Origin of the sequence: Burkholderia cepacia (assembly GCF_001718835.1) — a bacterium.
Taxonomy (GTDB): Bacteria; Pseudomonadota; Gammaproteobacteria; order Burkholderiales; family Burkholderiaceae; genus Burkholderia; species Burkholderia cepacia_F.
Map to the genome: position 1 here is coordinate 1,715,388 of NZ_CP013444.1, position 16,406 is coordinate 1,731,793.

Annotated in this window: 13 protein-coding genes and 2 pseudogenes; 4 read left to right on the forward strand and 11 right to left on the reverse strand. The window is 67.0% G+C overall.

What is annotated here, in order from left to right:
* The first annotated feature begins 205 nt into the window (after positions 1-205).
* A pseudogene (gene otsA, locus WT26_RS27745) lies at positions 206-1,610 on the forward strand (alpha,alpha-trehalose-phosphate synthase (UDP-forming)).
* A gap of 31 nt (positions 1,611-1,641) precedes the next feature.
* On the opposite strand, the gene WT26_RS27750 reads toward otsA, so the two are convergent.
* From WT26_RS27750 to WT26_RS27760, 3 genes and pseudogenes are all read right to left on the reverse strand, one after another.
* A complete protein-coding gene (locus WT26_RS27750) occupies positions 1,642-2,109 on the reverse strand; it encodes an OsmC family protein (protein ID WP_069275164.1) in 468 nt (155 codons plus the stop codon).
* Positions 2,110-2,217: 108 nt separating this feature from the next.
* Positions 2,218-4,183 (reverse strand): annotated as a pseudogene (gene ftsH / locus WT26_RS27755) (ATP-dependent zinc metalloprotease FtsH).
* Positions 4,184-4,223: 40 nt separating this feature from the next.
* Positions 4,224-4,733 carry a BCAM0308 family protein gene (locus tag WT26_RS27760; protein WP_059537841.1) on the reverse strand — a complete coding sequence of 170 codons (510 nt, stop codon included), beginning with the start codon at positions 4,731-4,733 and terminating at the stop codon, positions 4,224-4,226.
* Positions 4,734-5,094: 361 nt separating this feature from the next.
* Here WT26_RS27760 and WT26_RS27765 point away from each other — a divergent pair, with 361 nt between their 5' ends.
* The gene (locus WT26_RS27765) at positions 5,095-6,759 is read left to right on the forward strand and encodes an acid phosphatase (RefSeq protein WP_069274421.1); all 1,665 of its coding nucleotides are present in this window, start codon (positions 5,095-5,097) and stop codon (positions 6,757-6,759) included.
* A 115-nt stretch (positions 6,760-6,874) separates the two neighbouring features.
* Here the strand turns inward: WT26_RS27765 and WT26_RS27770 are convergent, their stop codons facing one another.
* Positions 6,875-8,740 carry a phosphoenolpyruvate carboxykinase (GTP) gene (locus WT26_RS27770; RefSeq protein WP_069274422.1) on the reverse strand — a complete coding sequence of 622 codons (1,866 nt, stop codon included), beginning with the start codon at positions 8,738-8,740 and terminating at the stop codon, positions 6,875-6,877.
* A gap of 753 nt (positions 8,741-9,493) precedes the next feature.
* On the opposite strand from WT26_RS27770, the gene WT26_RS36525 reads away from it, so the two are divergent.
* Positions 9,494-9,739 carry a hypothetical protein gene (locus WT26_RS36525; protein ID WP_080426120.1) on the forward strand — a complete coding sequence of 82 codons (246 nt, stop codon included), beginning with the start codon at positions 9,494-9,496 and terminating at the stop codon, positions 9,737-9,739.
* Positions 9,740-9,881: 142 nt separating this feature from the next.
* On the opposite strand, the gene WT26_RS27775 is transcribed toward WT26_RS36525, so the two are convergent.
* The 7 genes from WT26_RS27775 to WT26_RS27805 all read right to left on the reverse strand — a co-directional run bounded on the left by WT26_RS27775 (position 9,882) and on the right by WT26_RS27805 (position 14,707).
* The gene (locus WT26_RS27775) at positions 9,882-10,118 is read right to left on the reverse strand and encodes a hypothetical protein (protein WP_069274423.1); all 237 of its coding nucleotides are present in this window, start codon (positions 10,116-10,118) and stop codon (positions 9,882-9,884) included.
* Positions 10,115-11,362 carry an alkaline phosphatase family protein gene (locus WT26_RS27780; protein ID WP_069274424.1) on the reverse strand — a complete coding sequence of 416 codons (1,248 nt, stop codon included), beginning with the start codon at positions 11,360-11,362 and terminating at the stop codon, positions 10,115-10,117. The genes WT26_RS27775 and WT26_RS27780 overlap by 4 nt, the downstream gene beginning before the upstream one ends.
* Positions 11,363-11,578: 216 nt before the next feature.
* Positions 11,579-11,845, reverse strand: coding sequence for a translation initiation factor IF-1 (gene infA / locus WT26_RS27785; protein ID WP_010089473.1), 267 nt, complete (start codon positions 11,843-11,845; stop codon positions 11,579-11,581).
* Positions 11,846-12,356: 511 nt separating this feature from the next.
* The gene (locus WT26_RS27790) at positions 12,357-12,560 is read right to left on the reverse strand and encodes a cold-shock protein (RefSeq protein ID WP_069274425.1); all 204 of its coding nucleotides are present in this window, start codon (positions 12,558-12,560) and stop codon (positions 12,357-12,359) included.
* A 255-nt stretch (positions 12,561-12,815) separates the two neighbouring features.
* Entirely contained in the window at positions 12,816-13,232 is a 417-nt protein-coding gene (locus WT26_RS27795) for a type II toxin-antitoxin system VapC family toxin (RefSeq protein WP_231130481.1), read from the reverse strand.
* Positions 13,219-13,455, reverse strand: coding sequence for a FitA-like ribbon-helix-helix domain-containing protein (locus WT26_RS27800; RefSeq protein ID WP_069274426.1), 237 nt, complete (start codon positions 13,453-13,455; stop codon positions 13,219-13,221). Before WT26_RS27800 ends, WT26_RS27795 begins: the two co-directional genes overlap by 14 nt.
* A gap of 124 nt (positions 13,456-13,579) precedes the next feature.
* Positions 13,580-14,707 carry a 4-hydroxyphenylpyruvate dioxygenase family protein gene (locus WT26_RS27805; protein ID WP_069274427.1) on the reverse strand — a complete coding sequence of 376 codons (1,128 nt, stop codon included), beginning with the start codon at positions 14,705-14,707 and terminating at the stop codon, positions 13,580-13,582.
* 350 nt (positions 14,708-15,057) lie between these two features.
* Here WT26_RS27805 and shiA point away from each other — a divergent pair, with 350 nt between their 5' ends.
* Positions 15,058-16,365 (forward strand): shikimate transporter, encoded by a 1,308-nt coding sequence (gene shiA / locus WT26_RS27810; protein ID WP_069274428.1) that lies wholly within the window; start codon positions 15,058-15,060, stop codon positions 16,363-16,365.
* Positions 16,366-16,406 lie beyond the last annotated feature (41 nt).

Consider the following 16,406-nt stretch of genomic DNA (forward strand, 5'->3'; position numbering starts at 1 on the left):
GCGCGCCGCACCGGCGTACATGCAGACTTTTAAAACCGATGAATGCCGAGTATCCTAAAAAAAGCACCTCCGGCCGGGCGACGAGTCGCATCCCTCGACACCAGCCCGGCCGACGCGGCCCCATCGCGCGCATCGAGCCGATGGCGGCGGTTGTCGCGCGCCGTGGCCGCACAGGCATGTTCCCCATCATTCGTCAGGAGAGCTGGTGAGCCGACTCGTCGTCGTATCCAATCGCATTGCAGATCCCCGTAAAGCCGCGGCCGGCGGGCTCGCCGTCGCCGTGAAAGACAGCCTGCAGGAATCCGGCGGCGTGTGGTTCGGCTGGAGCGGGAGGCTGCGCGGCGGCGACGACCAACCCGCGCGGCGACGACGTGCAGATCCAGAACGTCGGCGGCATCCAGCTCGCGACGATCGATCTCGACCCGCAGGATTACGACGCGTACTACCTCGGTTATTCGAACAACGTGCTGTGGCCGGTGTTTCACTACCGGCTCGATCTCGCGCAGTTCGACCGTCGCTTCGCCGACGGCTACCGGCGCGTGAACCAGTTCTTTGCGCGCAAGCTCCACCCGCTGCTGCGCGCCGACGACGTCGTGTGGGTCCACGACTACCAGCTGATTCCGCTCGCCGCCGAGCTGCGCGCGATGGGCTGTACGAATCCGATCGGTTTCTTCCTGCACATCCCGATGCCGCCCCCGCCGATCATGGCCGCGATCCCGGAACACGAATGGCTGATGCGCTCGCTGTTCGCCTACGATCTCGTCGGCTTCCAGACCGAGTCGGATCTGCTCCACTTCGAGCACTACGTCGAAGCGGAAGCCGGCGCCGCGCGGCTGCCCGACGGCCGCCTGCGCGCGTTCGGCCGCACGCTGTCGGCCGGCGCATTCCCGATCGGCATCAACGTCGACGAGTTCGAATCGCTCGCGCGCGATCGCGACGGGCTCGACATGTTCGAACGGATGCGCGACGAGTATTCGCGCCGTCAGCTCCTGGTCGGCGTCGACCGGCTCGACTACACGAAGGGGCTGCCGCAGCGCGTGCACGCGTTCCGCCAGCTGCTCGAGCAATATCCGGAGAACCGCAACCGCGCGACGCTGATCCAGATCGCCGCGCCGAGTCGCGAGGATCTCGGCGCGTACGACGACCTGCGGCGCGAGATGGACAGCCTGTGCGGCGCGATCAACGGCGACTACGGCGAACTCGAGTGGATGCCGATGCGCTACATTCACCGCACCGTCGCGCGCAAGCGCTTGCCGGGCCTCTATCGCGCGAGCCGCGTCGCGCTCGTCACGCCGCTGCGCGACGGGATGAACCTCGTCGCGAAGGAATTTCTCGCCGCGCAGGACGCGGCCGATCCGGGCGTGCTCGTGCTGTCGCGTTTTGCCGGCGCGGCCGAGCAGCTGAAGTCGGCGCTGCTGGTCAATCCGTACGACACGCAAGGCACCGCGCAGGCGATCCAGCGCGCGCTCGCGATGCCGCTCGAAGAGCGCCGCCAGCGTCATGCGGCGCTGATGGCGATCGTCCGCAAGACCGACGTGCACTGGTGGCGCACGCGCTTTCTCGACGCGCTCGCCGAAGCGGCGGAAGTCGCGGCCGCGGCCCAGCCGTGATGCGACCGCATGCCGTGCGGCATGTCCGACGTTACAGGCTCGTCTGCACGTCCGCGAGCGCCGCGCCGCTCACATCGCACAGGTCGACCGACACCGGAATGCCTTCGCGCAGGCTCTCCGTCAGCACGCAATACGCATCGAACTGATCGAGCACGCGTGTCGCCGCCGCGAGGTCGGCCCACGTCCTGCCGATCGTCAACTGCACCGCCATCGAGCCGACCCGCACGCGCCCGGTTTCGTTCTGCACCATGTCGACATCGATGTGTGCGGCGATCGGCTGCGGATCGACATGCTGCTTTTCCAGCGCGAACAGCAGGCTCGCCGCGAGGCAGGTCGCGACCGCCGCGGCCAGCAGGCGGATCGGGTTCGGCCCGCGGCCTTCGCCGAGCGGCGGCGGCTCGTCGGTCAGCATCACGGGCAGGTCCGTGCCGGTAAACCGGACCTCGAAATGGAAGCGTTCGCGTTGCGCGACGTCGACCGACACACGCTCTTCGCTCATGGCGACTCCGTCGAAATCGTAAGGATCGGCGCGCCGCTCGCGCCGGATGCCGACGAGCGCCCTGACGGGCGATCGGCGCATTCCGGCGTCGGACCGGCGCGCCGACGGTCAATGATCGGGTTTATGCGGCGCGCCGTACGTCATGAAATCGTGCACGTCGGCGGTCGCGTCACCGGGGCCGTTCGCGGCGCCCGGTTCCGCTTCGGCGCCGGGCGCCGTGCGCGGCGGCGTGGCGTCGGGCGGTGCGATCAGCGCCTGCAGCGCTTCGCGCTCGAGCACCTCGGATTGCAGCAGGCGCCGCGCGATCCGCTCGAGCGCGTCGCGATGCTCGCCGAGCGTCGCCGCGACCCGCGCGTGCGCGTCGGCGAGCAGCGCGCGCACCTCGTCGTCGATCATCCGCGCGGTGTGCTCGCTGCAGCGCCCGTCGCCCGCATGCCATGCGCCGGGCATGCCCTGGCGCGCGTCGCCGTCGTCGAACGTCGCGAGCCCGATCTTCTCGCTCATCCCGTACTGCATGACCATGTGCCGCGCCATCGCGGTCGCGCGTTCGAGATCGTTCTGCGCGCCCGTCGACACGTCGCCGAACACGAGCTCCTCGGCGACGCGCCCGCCGAGCAGCGCGTCGAGCCGGTCGAGCAGCTCGCTCTTGCGCAGCACGTAGCGATCCTCGGTCGGCACCTGCTGCGTGTAGCCGAGCGCCGCGACGCCGCGCGGGATGATCGACACCTTCTTCACCGGATCGCAATGCGCGCGGCTTTGCGCGACGAGCGCATGCCCGGCCTCGTGATACGCGATGGTCAGCTTCTCCTGCTCGTTCATCACGCGGCTCTTGCGCTCCATGCCCGTCATCGCGCGATCGATCGCCTCGTCGAAGTCGGCCATCCCGATCGCCGGCTTGCCGAGTTCGGCCGCATGCAGCGCGGCCTCGTTGACGACGTTCGCGAGATCCGCGCCGACGAAGCCCGGCGTGCGCGATGCAAGCTCGCCGAGATCGACGTCGGCCGCGAGCTTCACGCGCTTCACGTGCACGCCGAGGATCTGCCTGCGGCCGTTCAGGTCGGGCCGGTCGATCGCGATGTGGCGATCGAAGCGGCCCGGCCGCAGCAACGCGGGATCGAGGATCTCCGGCCGGTTGGTCGCGGCCATGATGATCACGCCGGAATTGGCCTGGAAGCCGTCCATCTCGACGAGCAGCTGGTTGAGCGTCTGCTCGCGCTCGTCGTTGCCCGACATCAGGCCGACGCCGCGCACCTTGCCGAGCGCATCGAGCTCGTCGACGAACACGATGCACGGCGCCTTCTGCTGCGCCTGCTCGAACAGGTCGCGCACGCGCGCCGCGCCGACGCCGACGAACATCTCGACGAATGCCGAGCCGCTGATCGAGAAGAACGGCACGGCCGCCTCGCCGGCCACCGCGCGCGCGAGCAGCGTCTTGCCGGTGCCCGGCGCGCCGACGATCAGCACGCCCTTCGGGATCTTGCCGCCGAGCCGCTGGTAGCGTTCGGGGTTGCGCAGGAACGCGACGAGCTGCTGCAGTTCGGCCTTCGCCTCGTCGATGCCCGCGATGTCGTCGAACGTGATGCCGGTTTCCTGCTGCACGTACACGCGCGCCTGGCTCTTGCCCATGCCGCTGAAATCCTGCAGCCCGCCGCGCTTGCGCAGCATCATGTTCCAGATGAACACGAAGCACGAGCGGCAGCAGCCACGAGGCAAGCGATGCGATCCAGCTCGTGTCGGGCGCGCCGTGATAGCGGATGCCGGCCTCGGTCAGCGTGTCGGTCAGGCGTTCGTCGCTCACGCGGTTGGTCGTGAACCGCCACGGCGCACCGGCCTGCTGCACGGCCGAGGCTTCGGACGCCGGCAGCATCGCGCCGGCCTGCGGCATCTTCAGCGTGCCCGAGATCGACGCCTGGCCGATTTCGAGATCGTCGACGAGCCGCGCGGCGACGAGCCGGTGGAAGTCGCTGTACGCGATCGACGCCGACGACGGGTGCAGCATCAGCAACTGCGCGGCGAACAGGATGAAGAATCCGATCGCGATCAGCAGGCCGGGATAGTCGAATTTCCTGTCCATGGCATCGGGCCGGCCGCGCGTGCGCGGCGTGTCGTTTCTCCTACGCGTCCGCGCGGATCCATTCGGCCCGCAGCATGCCTTCGCCGTCCGGGTAATGCAGCGTCAGCTTGCCGTGGTGGGCGCGCAGCATCGCCTTGCCCAGGCGCCGCAGCAGGTGCACGCCGGTGGTGCGGACCGTCAGCGACGCATCGCCGTCGTCGATTTCCATGATCCGCTCGAGCGGATGCTGGCGGGTTTCGTCATCCGCCTGATGATTGAGGAGCGCGAGAATGTCCGCGCGGCGAGGGTTCAGGTACGCGCCGCTCAGGATCAGTTCGCCGGCCGGCGCATGGTCCTCGGTGCGCTTGCAGGCCGGGCACTGCTGCGCCTTTGCGTCGACGGGCGCGTCGTGCCACGTCCAGCGGCCGTCGTCGTAGGATGCGCCGCACGTGGTGCAACGGGTCGCGGTCTTGAGCCGCTTCGGCGCGTGATAGCTGTCGTCGGTATGCGCGGGCGGCCGCTGGTCGTGCCGCATCGCCGACTGTCCGGGAGTGGAGTTCGAGTGGTTCATCGTCGCCTCGTTTCGTCAAATGAATGGGCGCTTGCGCGTTCGCGCGACCCTGCACCGGCCGGCGATCGCGCGCCCTTGACCGACTCTGTCGCGCCGCATGCCGCGGTTTCGTCCGCGCGGCCGGCGATGCCGGTCCGCAATTGCATGCAGCTCGTAAATCCAGTCTAGTTCGCGGTCGCGGGTCACGCGAACGCGGGCGCCGCGGCGCGATTCGTCGGACCTGACCTTTCAACTCCGACCCTCGTCGCGTTATAGTCGCGTTCGTGACATTTTTATGACAATGCGGCGCGCCGCGGCGGTTCCGGCGCGCAGCCGTGCATCGAATGACAACATCCATCCGCCCATTCGAGGAACCCACGACGTGAACGACACCCCCGATCGCCCCGACGACCTTCCCGCCGATCCCGACCGCCGCCGCGTGCTCGGCGGCCTTGCCGCGCTCGGCGCGAGCGTCGCCGGCGTTGCGCTGACCGGCTGCGAAACCTCGCCGCCGCGCTCGGCCGCCGATCTCCGGCTCGACGAAGCGTTGCGCCAGCGCGTGCGCCACATCGTCGTGATCTATGCGGAAAACCGCAGCTTCGCGAACCTGTACGGCGATTTCCCGGGCGTGAGCCATCCGCTGAGCGAGGTGCGGCCCGAGCACGCGCAGCAGCTCGATCGCGACGGCAAGACGCCGCTGCCCGTGCTGCCGAAGATCTGGGGCGGGCTCGTGCCGCAGGCGCAGGAAGTGGACGGCAAGCGCTACGCGATCGCCGAGCGCGACATCGACAAGCTGCCGAACGCGCCGTTCCTGATCCGCGACGCGCAGGGCAAGCCGCTGCCGAATGGCGTGATCACGCGCGACCTGTGGCACCGCTTCTACCAGAACCAGATGCAGATCGCCGGCGGACGCAACGACCAGTTCGCCGCGTGGGCCGATTCGGGCGGCCTCGTCATGGGGCATTACCGCAATTCGGCCGACACGCTGCGGCTGTGGAGCCTCGCGCGGCAATACACGCTGTGCGACAACTTCTTCATGGCGGCCTTCGGCGGTTCGTGGATGAACCACATGTTCCTGATCTCCGCGCAGCCGCCGCTGTATCCGGACGCGCACAAGCATCCGCATGCGGCGAAACTGCTGTCGAAGGTCGAAGGCGACGATCCGGCCGGCACGCGCCTGAAGCTCGCCGACGATTCGCCCGCGTCCGCGCTCGACGGCCCGCCGAAGTTCGCAGGCGACGGCCCGCTGACGCCGGACGGCTACGGCGTGAACACGATGGCGCCGCCGTACCAGCCGAGCTACGTGCCGCCGCCGGACCCGGGCAATGCCGCGTATGCAGACCCGGCCGACCATCGCGTGATGCCGCCGCAGGGTCATGCGACGATCGGCGACCGCCTGTCGGAAAAGAACATCGACTGGGCGTGGTACAGCGGCGCGTGGCAGTATGCGCTCGAGCATCGCGACACGGGCACCGTGCCCGATTTCCAGTACCACCACCAGCCGTTCAACTATTTCGCGAACTACGCACCCGGCACCGACGCGCGCAGCAAGCACCTGCGCGACGCCGGGCTCGGCGACGAGCCGTCGACCAACCGCTTCATCGCCGACATCGACGCGGGCCGCCTGCCGGCCGTCACGTTCTACAAGCCGCAGGGCAACCTGAACATGCACGCGGGCTACGCGGACATCGAATCGGGCGACCGTCACATCGCGACCGTGATCGACCATATCCGGCGCGGGCCGCAATGGGACCACACCGTGATCGTGATGACGCACGACGAGAACGGCGGCTGGTGGGATCACGTCGCGCCGCCGGTGGGCGACCGCTGGGGCCCCGGTTCACGGATTCCGGCGCTCGTGATCTCGCCGTTCGCGAAGAAGGGTTTCGTCGATCACACGCTGTACGACACGAACTCGATCCTGCGCTTCATCAGCCGCGTGCACGGGCTCGCGCCGCTCGACGGCGTGGTCGCGCGCAACCAGGCATTCGCCGCGCGCGGCGCGACGCCGCCGGGCGATCTCACGAACGCGCTCGACCTCGGCTGACGCGCGTGCGCTGACCGCGCGCGCAAAAAAATCCCGCGTCGGCACCGGTGGCCGACGCGGGACCTTGTCCGCGATTGCGCCGGACGAGCCGGCGCGACGCGCGATGCGCTGTGCGTTACGCGCCGATGCGCTGTTCGATCCGCTTCATCGTATCGAGCAGCGCGGCCGGCAGGCGCAGCTTCAGCATGTCGAACAGCGCCGCATGCAGCTTCAGCTCCTCGCGCCATTCGTCGGCGTTCATCGACGTCACCGCGTCGAACTGCTCGCGCGTGAAATCGAGGCCGTCCCAGTGCAGGTCCTCATACGCCGGCGACACGCCGAACGCATGCTCGCCGCCGCCACCCGTGCCTTCGAGACGGTCGAGCATCCACTTCAGCACGCGCATGTTCTCGCCGAAGCCCGGCCACACGAACTTGCCGTTCGCGTCCTTGCGGAACCAGTTCACGCAGTAGATCTTCGGCAGCTTCGCGCCGCTCGCGGCGAGCCGTTCGCCCAGCGCCAGCCAGTGCGCGAAATAATCGCTGACGTTGTAACCACAGAACGGCAGCATCGCGAACGGATCGCGGCGCACGATGCCCTGCTGGCCGACCGCCGCGGCGGTCGTCTCCGAGCCCATCGTCGCGGCCATGTACACGCCTTCGACCCAGTCGCGCGCCTCGGTCACGAGCGGCACGGTCGTCGAACGGCGGCCGCCGAAGATGAACGCGTCGATCGGCACGCCGGCCGGGTTCTCCCAGTCGCCGTCGATCGACGGGCACTGCGCGGCCGGCGCCGTGAAGCGCGAATTCGGATGCGCCGCCTTGCGGCCCGTCTCCTTGCCGATCTCCGGCGTCCACGGGTTGCCCTGCCAGTCGGTCAGCTTCGCGGGCGGCGTGTCGGTCAGCCCTTCCCACCACACGTCGCCGTCTTCCGTCAGCGCGACGTTCGTGAAGATCACGTTTTCGGTGAGCGTCGAGATTGCGTTCGGGTTGGTCTTCACGCCCGTGCCCGGTGCGACGCCGAAGAAGCCGGCTTCCGGGTTGATCGCATACAGCCGGCCGTCGCGGCCCGGCTTCAGCCACGCGATGTCGTCGCCGATCGTCGTGACCTTCCAGCCATCGAAGCCCTGCGGCGGAATCAGCATCGCGAAGTTCGTCTTGCCGCACGCGGACGGGAATGCGGCCGCGACGTGATACTTCCTGCCGGCCGGCGACGTCACGCCGAGGATCAGCATGTGTTCGGCGAGCCAGCCCTGGTCGCGCCCCATCGTCGATGCGATACGCAGCGCGAAACACTTCTTGCCGAGCAGCGCGTTGCCGCCGTAGCCCGAGCCGAAGCTCCAGATCTCGCGCGTCTCGGGAAAGTGAACGATGTACTTGACCGGGTTGCACGGCCACGGAACGTCCTGCTGGCCGGCTTCGAGCGGATGACCGACGCTGTGCACGCACGGCACGAAATCGCCGTCCTCGCCCAGCACGTCGTACACCTCGCGGCCCATGCGCGTCATGATCCGCATGTTCACGACGACATACGGGCTGTCGGACAGCTCGACGCCCACGTGCGCGATCGGCGAGCCGAGCGGGCCCATCGAGAACGGCACGACGTACAGCGTGCGGCCGCGCATCGAGCCGCGGAACAGGCCGTTGAGCGTCTCGCGCATTTCGGCGGGCGGGACCCAGTTGTTGGTCGGGCCGACGTCGTCGCGCGATGCCGCGCAGATGAACGTGCGATCCTCGACGCGCGCGACGTCGGACGGATCGGATTGCGCGAGATACGAGTTCGGGCGCTTCGCCGGGTTCAGGCGCTTGAGCGTGCCCTGGTCGACCATCGCCTGGCACAGCGCGTCGTACTCGGCTTGCGAGCCGTCGCACCACACGACACGTTCGGGTTCGGTGAGCTCTGCGATGCGCGACACCCAGTCGATCAGCTTGCGATGTTTGACGAAAGCCGGCGGAGCGATTTTCGCGCCATGCATTGCTTCGTCCGTGGCGTTTCGGTCCATGAGATTGTCTCCAGATTATTGGGCGAGGATGGGGGAGGCGGGGCGAGCCCGCGAGATGGGGAGGATGATCGGGCGGCAGGTTGCCGCGAACACGGCGCGCAGGACGAATCGCGCGAGCGGTGCGCGTGTCTGGGCCGTGACGCGGGCGAGAGGGCTGGATGTCTCGTTGGAATATGCGAACGCGAGTTTCGCCATACAAGCAACCTGCCGTACAACTCCATGGCGACCAGCATACCATCGCCGACCTCGCGTCGGCATTGCGTTGCAGCAAGGAAGTCATGCGCCGGCGGGCGGGCACGTGCGTTGCGTGTGCGTAATTTTTACTGGCGCGATTCGTGCGCTGCATTGCCATGCTCGCGGCACAGCCTCGCCCCGCAAGGGTTGCGCGGATACGGTAAGGCCGGCGTGCGCCGGATGCATGCAACGAGCGCGCCGGCATCTCGAGCACATTCCCGTTTTCGCCAGTGCGGCAAACCCTGAATTAGGTTGCGTACACAAACATCTGACCACGGCACGTTACGGCGCAAAAATGCGCGTACGGCAATCGGGAGTAGTACGTGTGCGCGCGTGTCGTGTGAGCCGCGCGCAGAATCGTTTCCTTTCTCGCAACGTGCTTCGGGTTTCGACTTAGGAATGGCTGAAACGGGACGCTTTTGGAGCGGGGCCTTGCGTCATCACGCAAGGGCGTGACGTTAAGTTTCGCGCCCTAGACTGAATGCGTCGTTACGCAGTTTCGTCGCGAAAGGAGTTGCCATGAACACGCACGCGATCGCCGCCGCCCTGGCGGCCGTTTCCGTTTCGGCGCTCGCTCAACCGGGCGCAACGTCATACAGTTCCCCACGCGCCGCGGCGCAGGCCGGAATCGCGCACACGGCGTCTCGCATGCCGGGCACCCTGCCCTCCACTCACGGTCTCGTGCTCGCGAAGATCGATCAGAACAATACGCCGCCGGACCGCGGTGGCGATCCGGCAGGCCGCCGCGCGGGTGGCAGATTTTGAACGTCGCGCGTCGGATCGCGCGTTCTTTTCGTCCTGCTGATCGATTTGAGCGGGGCGATGGCGGCATCGGATTGCATATTGCAAGGTCGTCATCCCGATGCCGCCGCAGCGCACCGTCGGTCGCGTCCGGCCGCCGGGCCGATCAGCCGCGCCGTCGCCGGTGCACGTCGCGCTCCTGCTTCAATTGCGGCATCAGTTCCTCGATGTATTGCCGCGCCTGCCCGCGCGTCACGATCTCGCTGAAGCGCTGATGGGCCTTGTCATGGCCGACCAGCGCCGCATGCGCTTTCTTCAGGATGTGCAGGTACGCGATCAGGCTCGTGCCGTCGCGCAGCGGTTCGTTGTCGCTCGGGTTCTGACGGGCGGCTTCGCGGGTCATGATCCGATCCTCGGCGGGCAATCCGCGCGGCAGGTCGACGTGATCAGCGGCAGCAGGTCGTTCGCGAGACGGTCGCGGTCGGTCAGCGGTTGAAGACCGAACAGGCGCTCGACGGTCGCGGGCACCGAACTGTGGTCGTACACGGTGTGGTCGACGTGGCCGCGCGCGACCCACGGCGAAATCACGATCGCCGGCACCCGCACGCCGTACACGTCGAACCCGAAGCCGCTCGCGTTCAGCGTCGCCGCCGCGCCATCGTTCGGCGGCGGCGCAGCGCCCGGCCTGACCGAATCGTAGAAGCCGCCGTGCTCGTCGTAGCAGATCACGAGCAGGCTGCTGTTCCACACCGGCGAATTGCGGATCGCGTCATACACGCGCGCGGCGAGCTGGTCGCCGCCGGCGAGGCCGTCCATCGGATGTTGCGAGCTGCCGTTCTGGTAGGTGCCGTGCACGATGTCGCCGTAACCGGGCTCGATGAACGTATAGCGCGCGGTATAGCCCGCCGCGAGATCGGCCTCGAAATGCGCGAGGTCGTCGATGTCGAAGAAGCTGATGCCCTTCAGCGACGCCACCTGCGGCACGTGTCCGAACGGTGATCCCGACTGATCCTGGTAGAGCCGGTATCTGCCGTCGCCCAGCGCATCGAAGATCGAGCCTTTCGGGTACGGGAAGCCGCCGACGGTTTCCCAGCCGCCCATTTCCTCCTTGGTCGGCGAATGATCGAGCCCGGCCGACGACGCACCGTGCAGGAAAAAGCGGTTCGGCCAGGTCGGCCCCGGCATCGATGCGTGCCACGCGTCGCACAGCACGAAGGACGTGGCCAGCTGGTACAGCGATGGAGTCTGGGTGCGGGTATCGACCGCCTGCATGATCTTGCCCGCATCGGCCGGCTGCGGCGGCGTGCCTTCGGAATGCGACGTCGCGTAGTTCGACGCGAAGCCGGAATTGTCGATCGGCGGATACGGCTCGCCCTTCCGGAATTCGACGCCCGTGCCGCACAGCTGTACGACGACGTCCGTGAACTCATGACCGGGATCGGTGGGCATCTGCGCGGGTGCGCCGCCGCCGAACGGATAGACGTTGCCGGAGTAGGTATTGGTGTTCGCGGGTGTGGCGGCAACGATGCCGGCTATGCCCGACAACGCAAACAGATGGTCGAACGACCGGTTCTCCAGCATCAGCACGAATACATGCTGGATCGGCGACTGGACTGATGTTGATGCGGCCGCTGCGTCTGCACTCATGGCGCCTCCTTCCGTCGTTCGAGGGACAGCTGGATTCGCCGGGCTGCGTGGCCGATCGTTGAAAGTGTTGCAAAGCGTGTCGGTCGCGGAGTGACGACGAGTGTACTGTTCGGCCGGCACTCGCGTAAAGATCAGTCGATTTGCCGTCACGGATTTGACCGTGACGACGTCGCGACGCGGCGGGCCTCCCCGCCGCATCCGTCCGGCTGCGGCCGATCAGCGGCGCGGCTGCCCGCTGCGGGGCGGCCGGGCCGGCGAGCGGTCATCCTTGTGCCGGAAATTGATGCGCCCCTTCGTCAGGTCGTAGACCGACAATTCCAGCGTCACGCGGTCGCCCGCGAGAATGCGGATATGGTTCTTGCGCATGCGGCCCGACGCATATGCGCCGACCACCACGCCATTTTCCAGCGTGACGCGGTACTTGCTGTCCGGCAGCACTTCGTCGACGATTCCGTCCAGTTCCAGCAGTTCTTCTTTTGCCAAACCAATTCCTCCAGACAAGGTAATTGACCGCAGCAGCAACGGTCCGTCGAGCGCTGTTCCCCTAGCAAGGGGGGCTCGATGTCGAGCGTATGCGTTCATGCAAACGCGCGGTAAATCCGGCTCATGATCGGAGCCCGACGCGTCGCTACTTGGTGCGATCAGGAAGGCGGTGCCATGGGTGCCGCCAGGATCAAGGCCGCGCCGGCTTCGGCATGGCCTCTGCGTGCTTGAGTTGCTTCGATTGTCTCGATGCGATGCGACTGACGCTTCGCGGGGTGTTGCGTTGCGCGTCGTGCGAGCGCGCGATGAATGGAGCGCCTGACGACGGGCGCGTCGCAAAGGTCGGGACGTGCCGTCTCTTTCGCCGGCGATACGTGTGCGTCCATGAGGCAGGACGCTTGAAAGGGAGGCGATTGCCGTCGTGAATCGACGGTGTCCGCCATGGCGGCAGGTGCCGCGCGAAGCATCCCTGCTGCACCGGCCCCCTGCAGGCGGCCGCTGCCGATGCGGCTTACTGCGGCGTGATGTTCGACGCTTGCAGACCCTTCGGGCCGCGCTTCACTTCGAAGCTGACCTTCTGGCCTTCGGCCAGGGTCTTGAAGCCCGTGCCGCGAATTTCAGAGAAATGGGCGAACAGGTCATCGCCGCCCTTGTCGGGCGTGATGAAGCCAAAACCCTTGGTTTCGTTGAACCACTTGACGGTACCGGTATCCACAAATACTTCCTTAAAACGAATGAATGGTCGTGCCTGTTGACGGCAACGGACAAAGAATTGAAGAGGGAGAGACCAACGAATGCCGCGGGCAGCGGCCAATGATGAGCAATCGGACTTCTTGAAGACTTCGCTGTCGGACACTACGCGGTACAGGCCGTTGCGTCAAGTTCTTTCGATGCGATGTGGCGTCGTATGGCGTCGCCAGGCCAGCCGCGGCGGGCGCCGCAAAGACGGGCCGGATCGCTGCGCCGCCCCTTAGTCGAACGGATTCAGCAACCTGACGCCGGTGCGGGCGAAATCCGCGACGTTGCGCGTAACCACGGTGAGATCGTTGATCAGCGCGGTGGCCGCGATCAGCTTGTCGAGTTCGTGCGTCGGATCGGGCACGCGCAAATGCCCCCACGTCTGGCTGATCTCGATGTCGACCGGCAGGATGTTCGGTGCATAGTCGGACAGGAGCGTCTCCAGCCACGCTTCGAGAGTCGACGCCTGCCGGACGTCGCCGCGATGACGGATCATCTCGACGCCGCGCCGCAGCTCGGACACCGTCACGACGGACAGGTAAAGCGGGCTGGCGTCCGCCGCGGCCTGCCGGAAGAACGCCCGCACGCCACGGTTGGTTCGCTTGCCCTTCCTGATTTCACTGATGACGTTGGTGTCAATCAAATACACGCCTTGCCTCGCCGGAATCCTGCACGCGCTCGAAATCCGCGTCTTCGCCGACATCGGGCATGCTCATCAGCACTTGCGCAAATGTCTTTCGCTTCGGCCGGCCGAGCGCATCGGCCAGAATGGCCCGATGTTCGGCCTCGGCACTCCGGCCATTTGCCGCAGCCCGCTCGCGCAGGCTCTGAACGATATTGTCATCCACGTTACGCACCAGTAGATTTGCCATACATCCCTCCAGTCAGATTTGCTATCAATGATAGCGTCTCGTCAGCAGGATGCAAGCATTGATATCATCGCAATCCCCAAACCGGATTGCCCCGGTCGGCGCCCGATGCAAGGCAGTCGGCCATTCAGCCGGCGTCGCGCGCGCGGGCGAGCGCCGCGAGATTCCCTTCGCCGAACCCGTGGTGCCCCTTGCGCTGCACGATTTCGAAGAAGATCTCGCCGGGCCGGCGCTTGACGAACGTCTGGAAGAACAGCCTCGGCACGCCGTCGCCGCCGATCTCGCCGTCGACCAGCACCGCGCGACGGCGCAGCGCGTCGAGATCGACACCGTGCCCCGGCAGCCGCGCATCGACCGTGTCGTAGTAGCGTGCGGGCGGCTCGATGAATTCGACGCCGTTCGCCCGCAGCGCGTCGACGCAGGACAGGATGTCGTCGGTAGCCAGCGCGACGTGCTGCACGCCCTCGCCCGGATGGTCGGGCAGATACGCGTGCATCAGCTCGGTGCGCCGCGTGCCTTCCTCGTAGACCGGAATCCGCACCGCGCCGCACGGCGACACCATCACACGCGATTCCTCCGACACATGCCAGTGCGCGTCGATTTCGTGGATCTCGCGAAAATGCAGCAGGTCGTGATAGAAATCCAGCCACTCCCGCATGCGCCCCGCGCCGACGGTCTGCGTGAAATGATCGACCTGCTGCAGCCCGACGCCCGCGCAGTCGAGATCGGTATGCGCGGTCGCGATGTCGATCGGCCGGAAATCGATGTCGAAGATCGAGATGTCGCCGACACCGCCGCGCTGGCCGTTACGCCCGCGCCAGCGGTCGACGAAATAGAGGTGAGAATCGCCGATGCCCTGGATCGCCGGGATCTTCAGCTCGCCGACCCCGACCTTCTCGCCTTCGAACGCCCACGCACCGAGCTCGATCGCCCGTTCGAACGCGCGCCGGGCGCTGGCCACGCGCAGCCCGATCGCGCAGACACCCATCCCGTATTCCTCCGCGTAGCGCGCGGCGAACGAATCGGGCTCGGCGTTGATCAGGAAATGCATCTGACCTTGCCGGTAGAGCGTGACGTTCTTGCTGACATGCCGCGCGATCGCCTTGAAACCGAGCTGCTCGAAGCGCTGCGCGAGCGCCTCGGGCACGGGCGCCGCGAATTCGACGAATTCGAGGCCGGCCATCCCGAGCGGATTGGCAGCCGGATCGGCAACGGGCGGCGTATCGCTGGACAGGGGGGGATGAGTGCCAGGCATTCCAGTCTCCGAAGGCAAGCGGGGTCGATGAGGTGTTGCGCCGGGCCGCAGCGCGGCCCGGCGTCCGGGCCTGCGACTGTTCCGCGCGATGTCGTCAATGGTGCAGATTTTAACCAGATCGTTCACGGCGGCACACCCTGGCCGAACGGACTGCGCGGCATCCGCCTAGTGCAAACCCGAAAAGCGTTCGATAATCGCACGGACTTGAACGATAATCGCGCACTTTGGCCATATGGCCAATTGCCGCGCCGCGATGCGCGCCCTATTCTCCGTTCACCCATCGACTTCAATGCAGCATCGGACGCGGCGCCGCCACGATTCCACGATGCGCCGTGCCAGGAGACACCGCCATGACCCCGACCTTCGACACCCTCGACGCCGCCGCCAGCGCCCGCGTACGCAGCCAGGCCCGCAAGGCCGCGATCGGCAGCTTCGTCGGCGCCGTGGTCGACTGGTACGACTTCCTGCTGTACGGGATCGTCGCCGCGCTGGTATTCAATTCCGAGTTCTTCCCGAAAGTCAGCCCGACGATGGGCACGCTCGCGGCGTTCGCGACCTTCGGTGTCGGTTTCCTGTTCCGGCCGCTCGGCGGCGTCGTGTTCGGCCACTACGGCGACCGGCTCGGCCGCAAGCGGATGCTGGTCCTGACGGTGATGCTGATGGGGCTGTCGACGGTCGCGATCGGCCTGCTGCCGGCGTTCTCGACGATCGGCTGGTGGGCACCCGTGCTGCTGGTGCTGATGCGCGCGATCCAGGGTTTCGCGGTCGGCGGCGAATGGGGCGGCGCGGCGCTGATGGCCGTCGAGAGCGCGCCGAAGCAGAAGAAGGCGTTCTACAGCAGCGGCGTGCAGGTCGGCTACGGCGTCGGCCTCGTGCTGGCCACGGGCATCGTGTCGATCCTGAGCCACACGCTCGGCGAGGCCGCGTTCAAGTCGTGGGGCTGGCGCCTGCCGTTCGTGTTCAGCATCGTGCTCGTGCTGATCGGGCTGTGGGTGCGCAAGAACATGGACGAATCGCAGGAGTTCGTCGAGAAGGTCGAACACGGCAACCGCAAGCTGCGCCTGCCGGTGCTGGAGGCACTGACGCGCCATCCGAAGGCGTTCCTGCTGATCATTGCGCTGCGGCTCGCCGAACTGTTCACGATGTACATCGTCACCGCGTTCGCGCTCAGCTATTCGACGACGAACCTCGGCATGTCGCGCGACCTGTTCCTGAACATCGGCCTGCTGGTGGGCGCGGTGAGCTGCGTGACGATCCCGTGTTTCGCGTGGCTGGCCGACCGCTACGGCCTGCGCCGCATCTACCTGATCGGCGCGCTGATCGGCGTCGCGTCCGCGGTGCCGTTCTTCCTCGCGCTGGAAGCGCGGTCGATCGCGTGGATCGTGATCTTCTCGATCCTGCTCGCGAACGCCGCGCACGACATGGTCGTGAGCGTCCAGCAGCCGCTGTTCACCGAGCTGTTCGGCGCCGAATACCGCTATAGCGGCGCGGGCGTCGGCTACCAGTTCGCGAGCGTGGTCGGCGGCGGGTTCACGCCGTTCATCGCGGTCGGCCTCGTCAGCGTGGCCGGCGGTTCGTGGCATCTCGTCGCCGGTTACCTCGCGGTGGGCTGCCTGATCTCGCTGGTCGTCGCCGCGCGGATGCGGGCGGCGGGCTGACTGTCCGCGGCCGGCCGCAGCGACGGCCGGCCGCGCGCAAG

What these genes read in the sequence shown, in the direction of transcription:
- WT26_RS27750 (WP_069275164.1), bottom strand. Translation starts at nt 2,109, where the DNA reads ATGAGCGAAGAGCGTGTGTCGGTCGACGTCGCGCAACGCGAACGCTTC.
- WT26_RS27760 (WP_059537841.1), bottom strand. Translation starts at nt 4,733, where the DNA reads ATGAACCACTCGAACTCCACTCCCGGACAGTCGGCGATGCGGCACGAC.
- WT26_RS27770 (WP_069274422.1), bottom strand. Translation starts at nt 8,740, where the DNA reads ATGGACCGAAACGCCACGGACGAAGCAATGCATGGCGCGAAAATCGCT.
- WT26_RS36525 (WP_080426120.1), top strand. Translation starts at nt 9,494, where the DNA reads ATGAACACGCACGCGATCGCCGCCGCCCTGGCGGCCGTTTCCGTTTCG.
- WT26_RS27775 (WP_069274423.1), bottom strand. Translation starts at nt 10,118, where the DNA reads ATGACCCGCGAAGCCGCCCGTCAGAACCCGAGCGACAACGAACCGCTG.
- WT26_RS27780 (WP_069274424.1), bottom strand. Translation starts at nt 11,362, where the DNA reads ATGAGTGCAGACGCAGCGGCCGCATCAACATCAGTCCAGTCGCCGATC.
- WT26_RS27800 (WP_069274426.1), bottom strand. Translation starts at nt 13,455, where the DNA reads ATGGCAAATCTACTGGTGCGTAACGTGGATGACAATATCGTTCAGAGC.
- WT26_RS27805 (WP_069274427.1), bottom strand. Translation starts at nt 14,707, where the DNA reads ATGCCTGGCACTCATCCCCCCCTGTCCAGCGATACGCCGCCCGTTGCC.
- shiA (WP_069274428.1), top strand. Translation starts at nt 15,058, where the DNA reads ATGACCCCGACCTTCGACACCCTCGACGCCGCCGCCAGCGCCCGCGTA.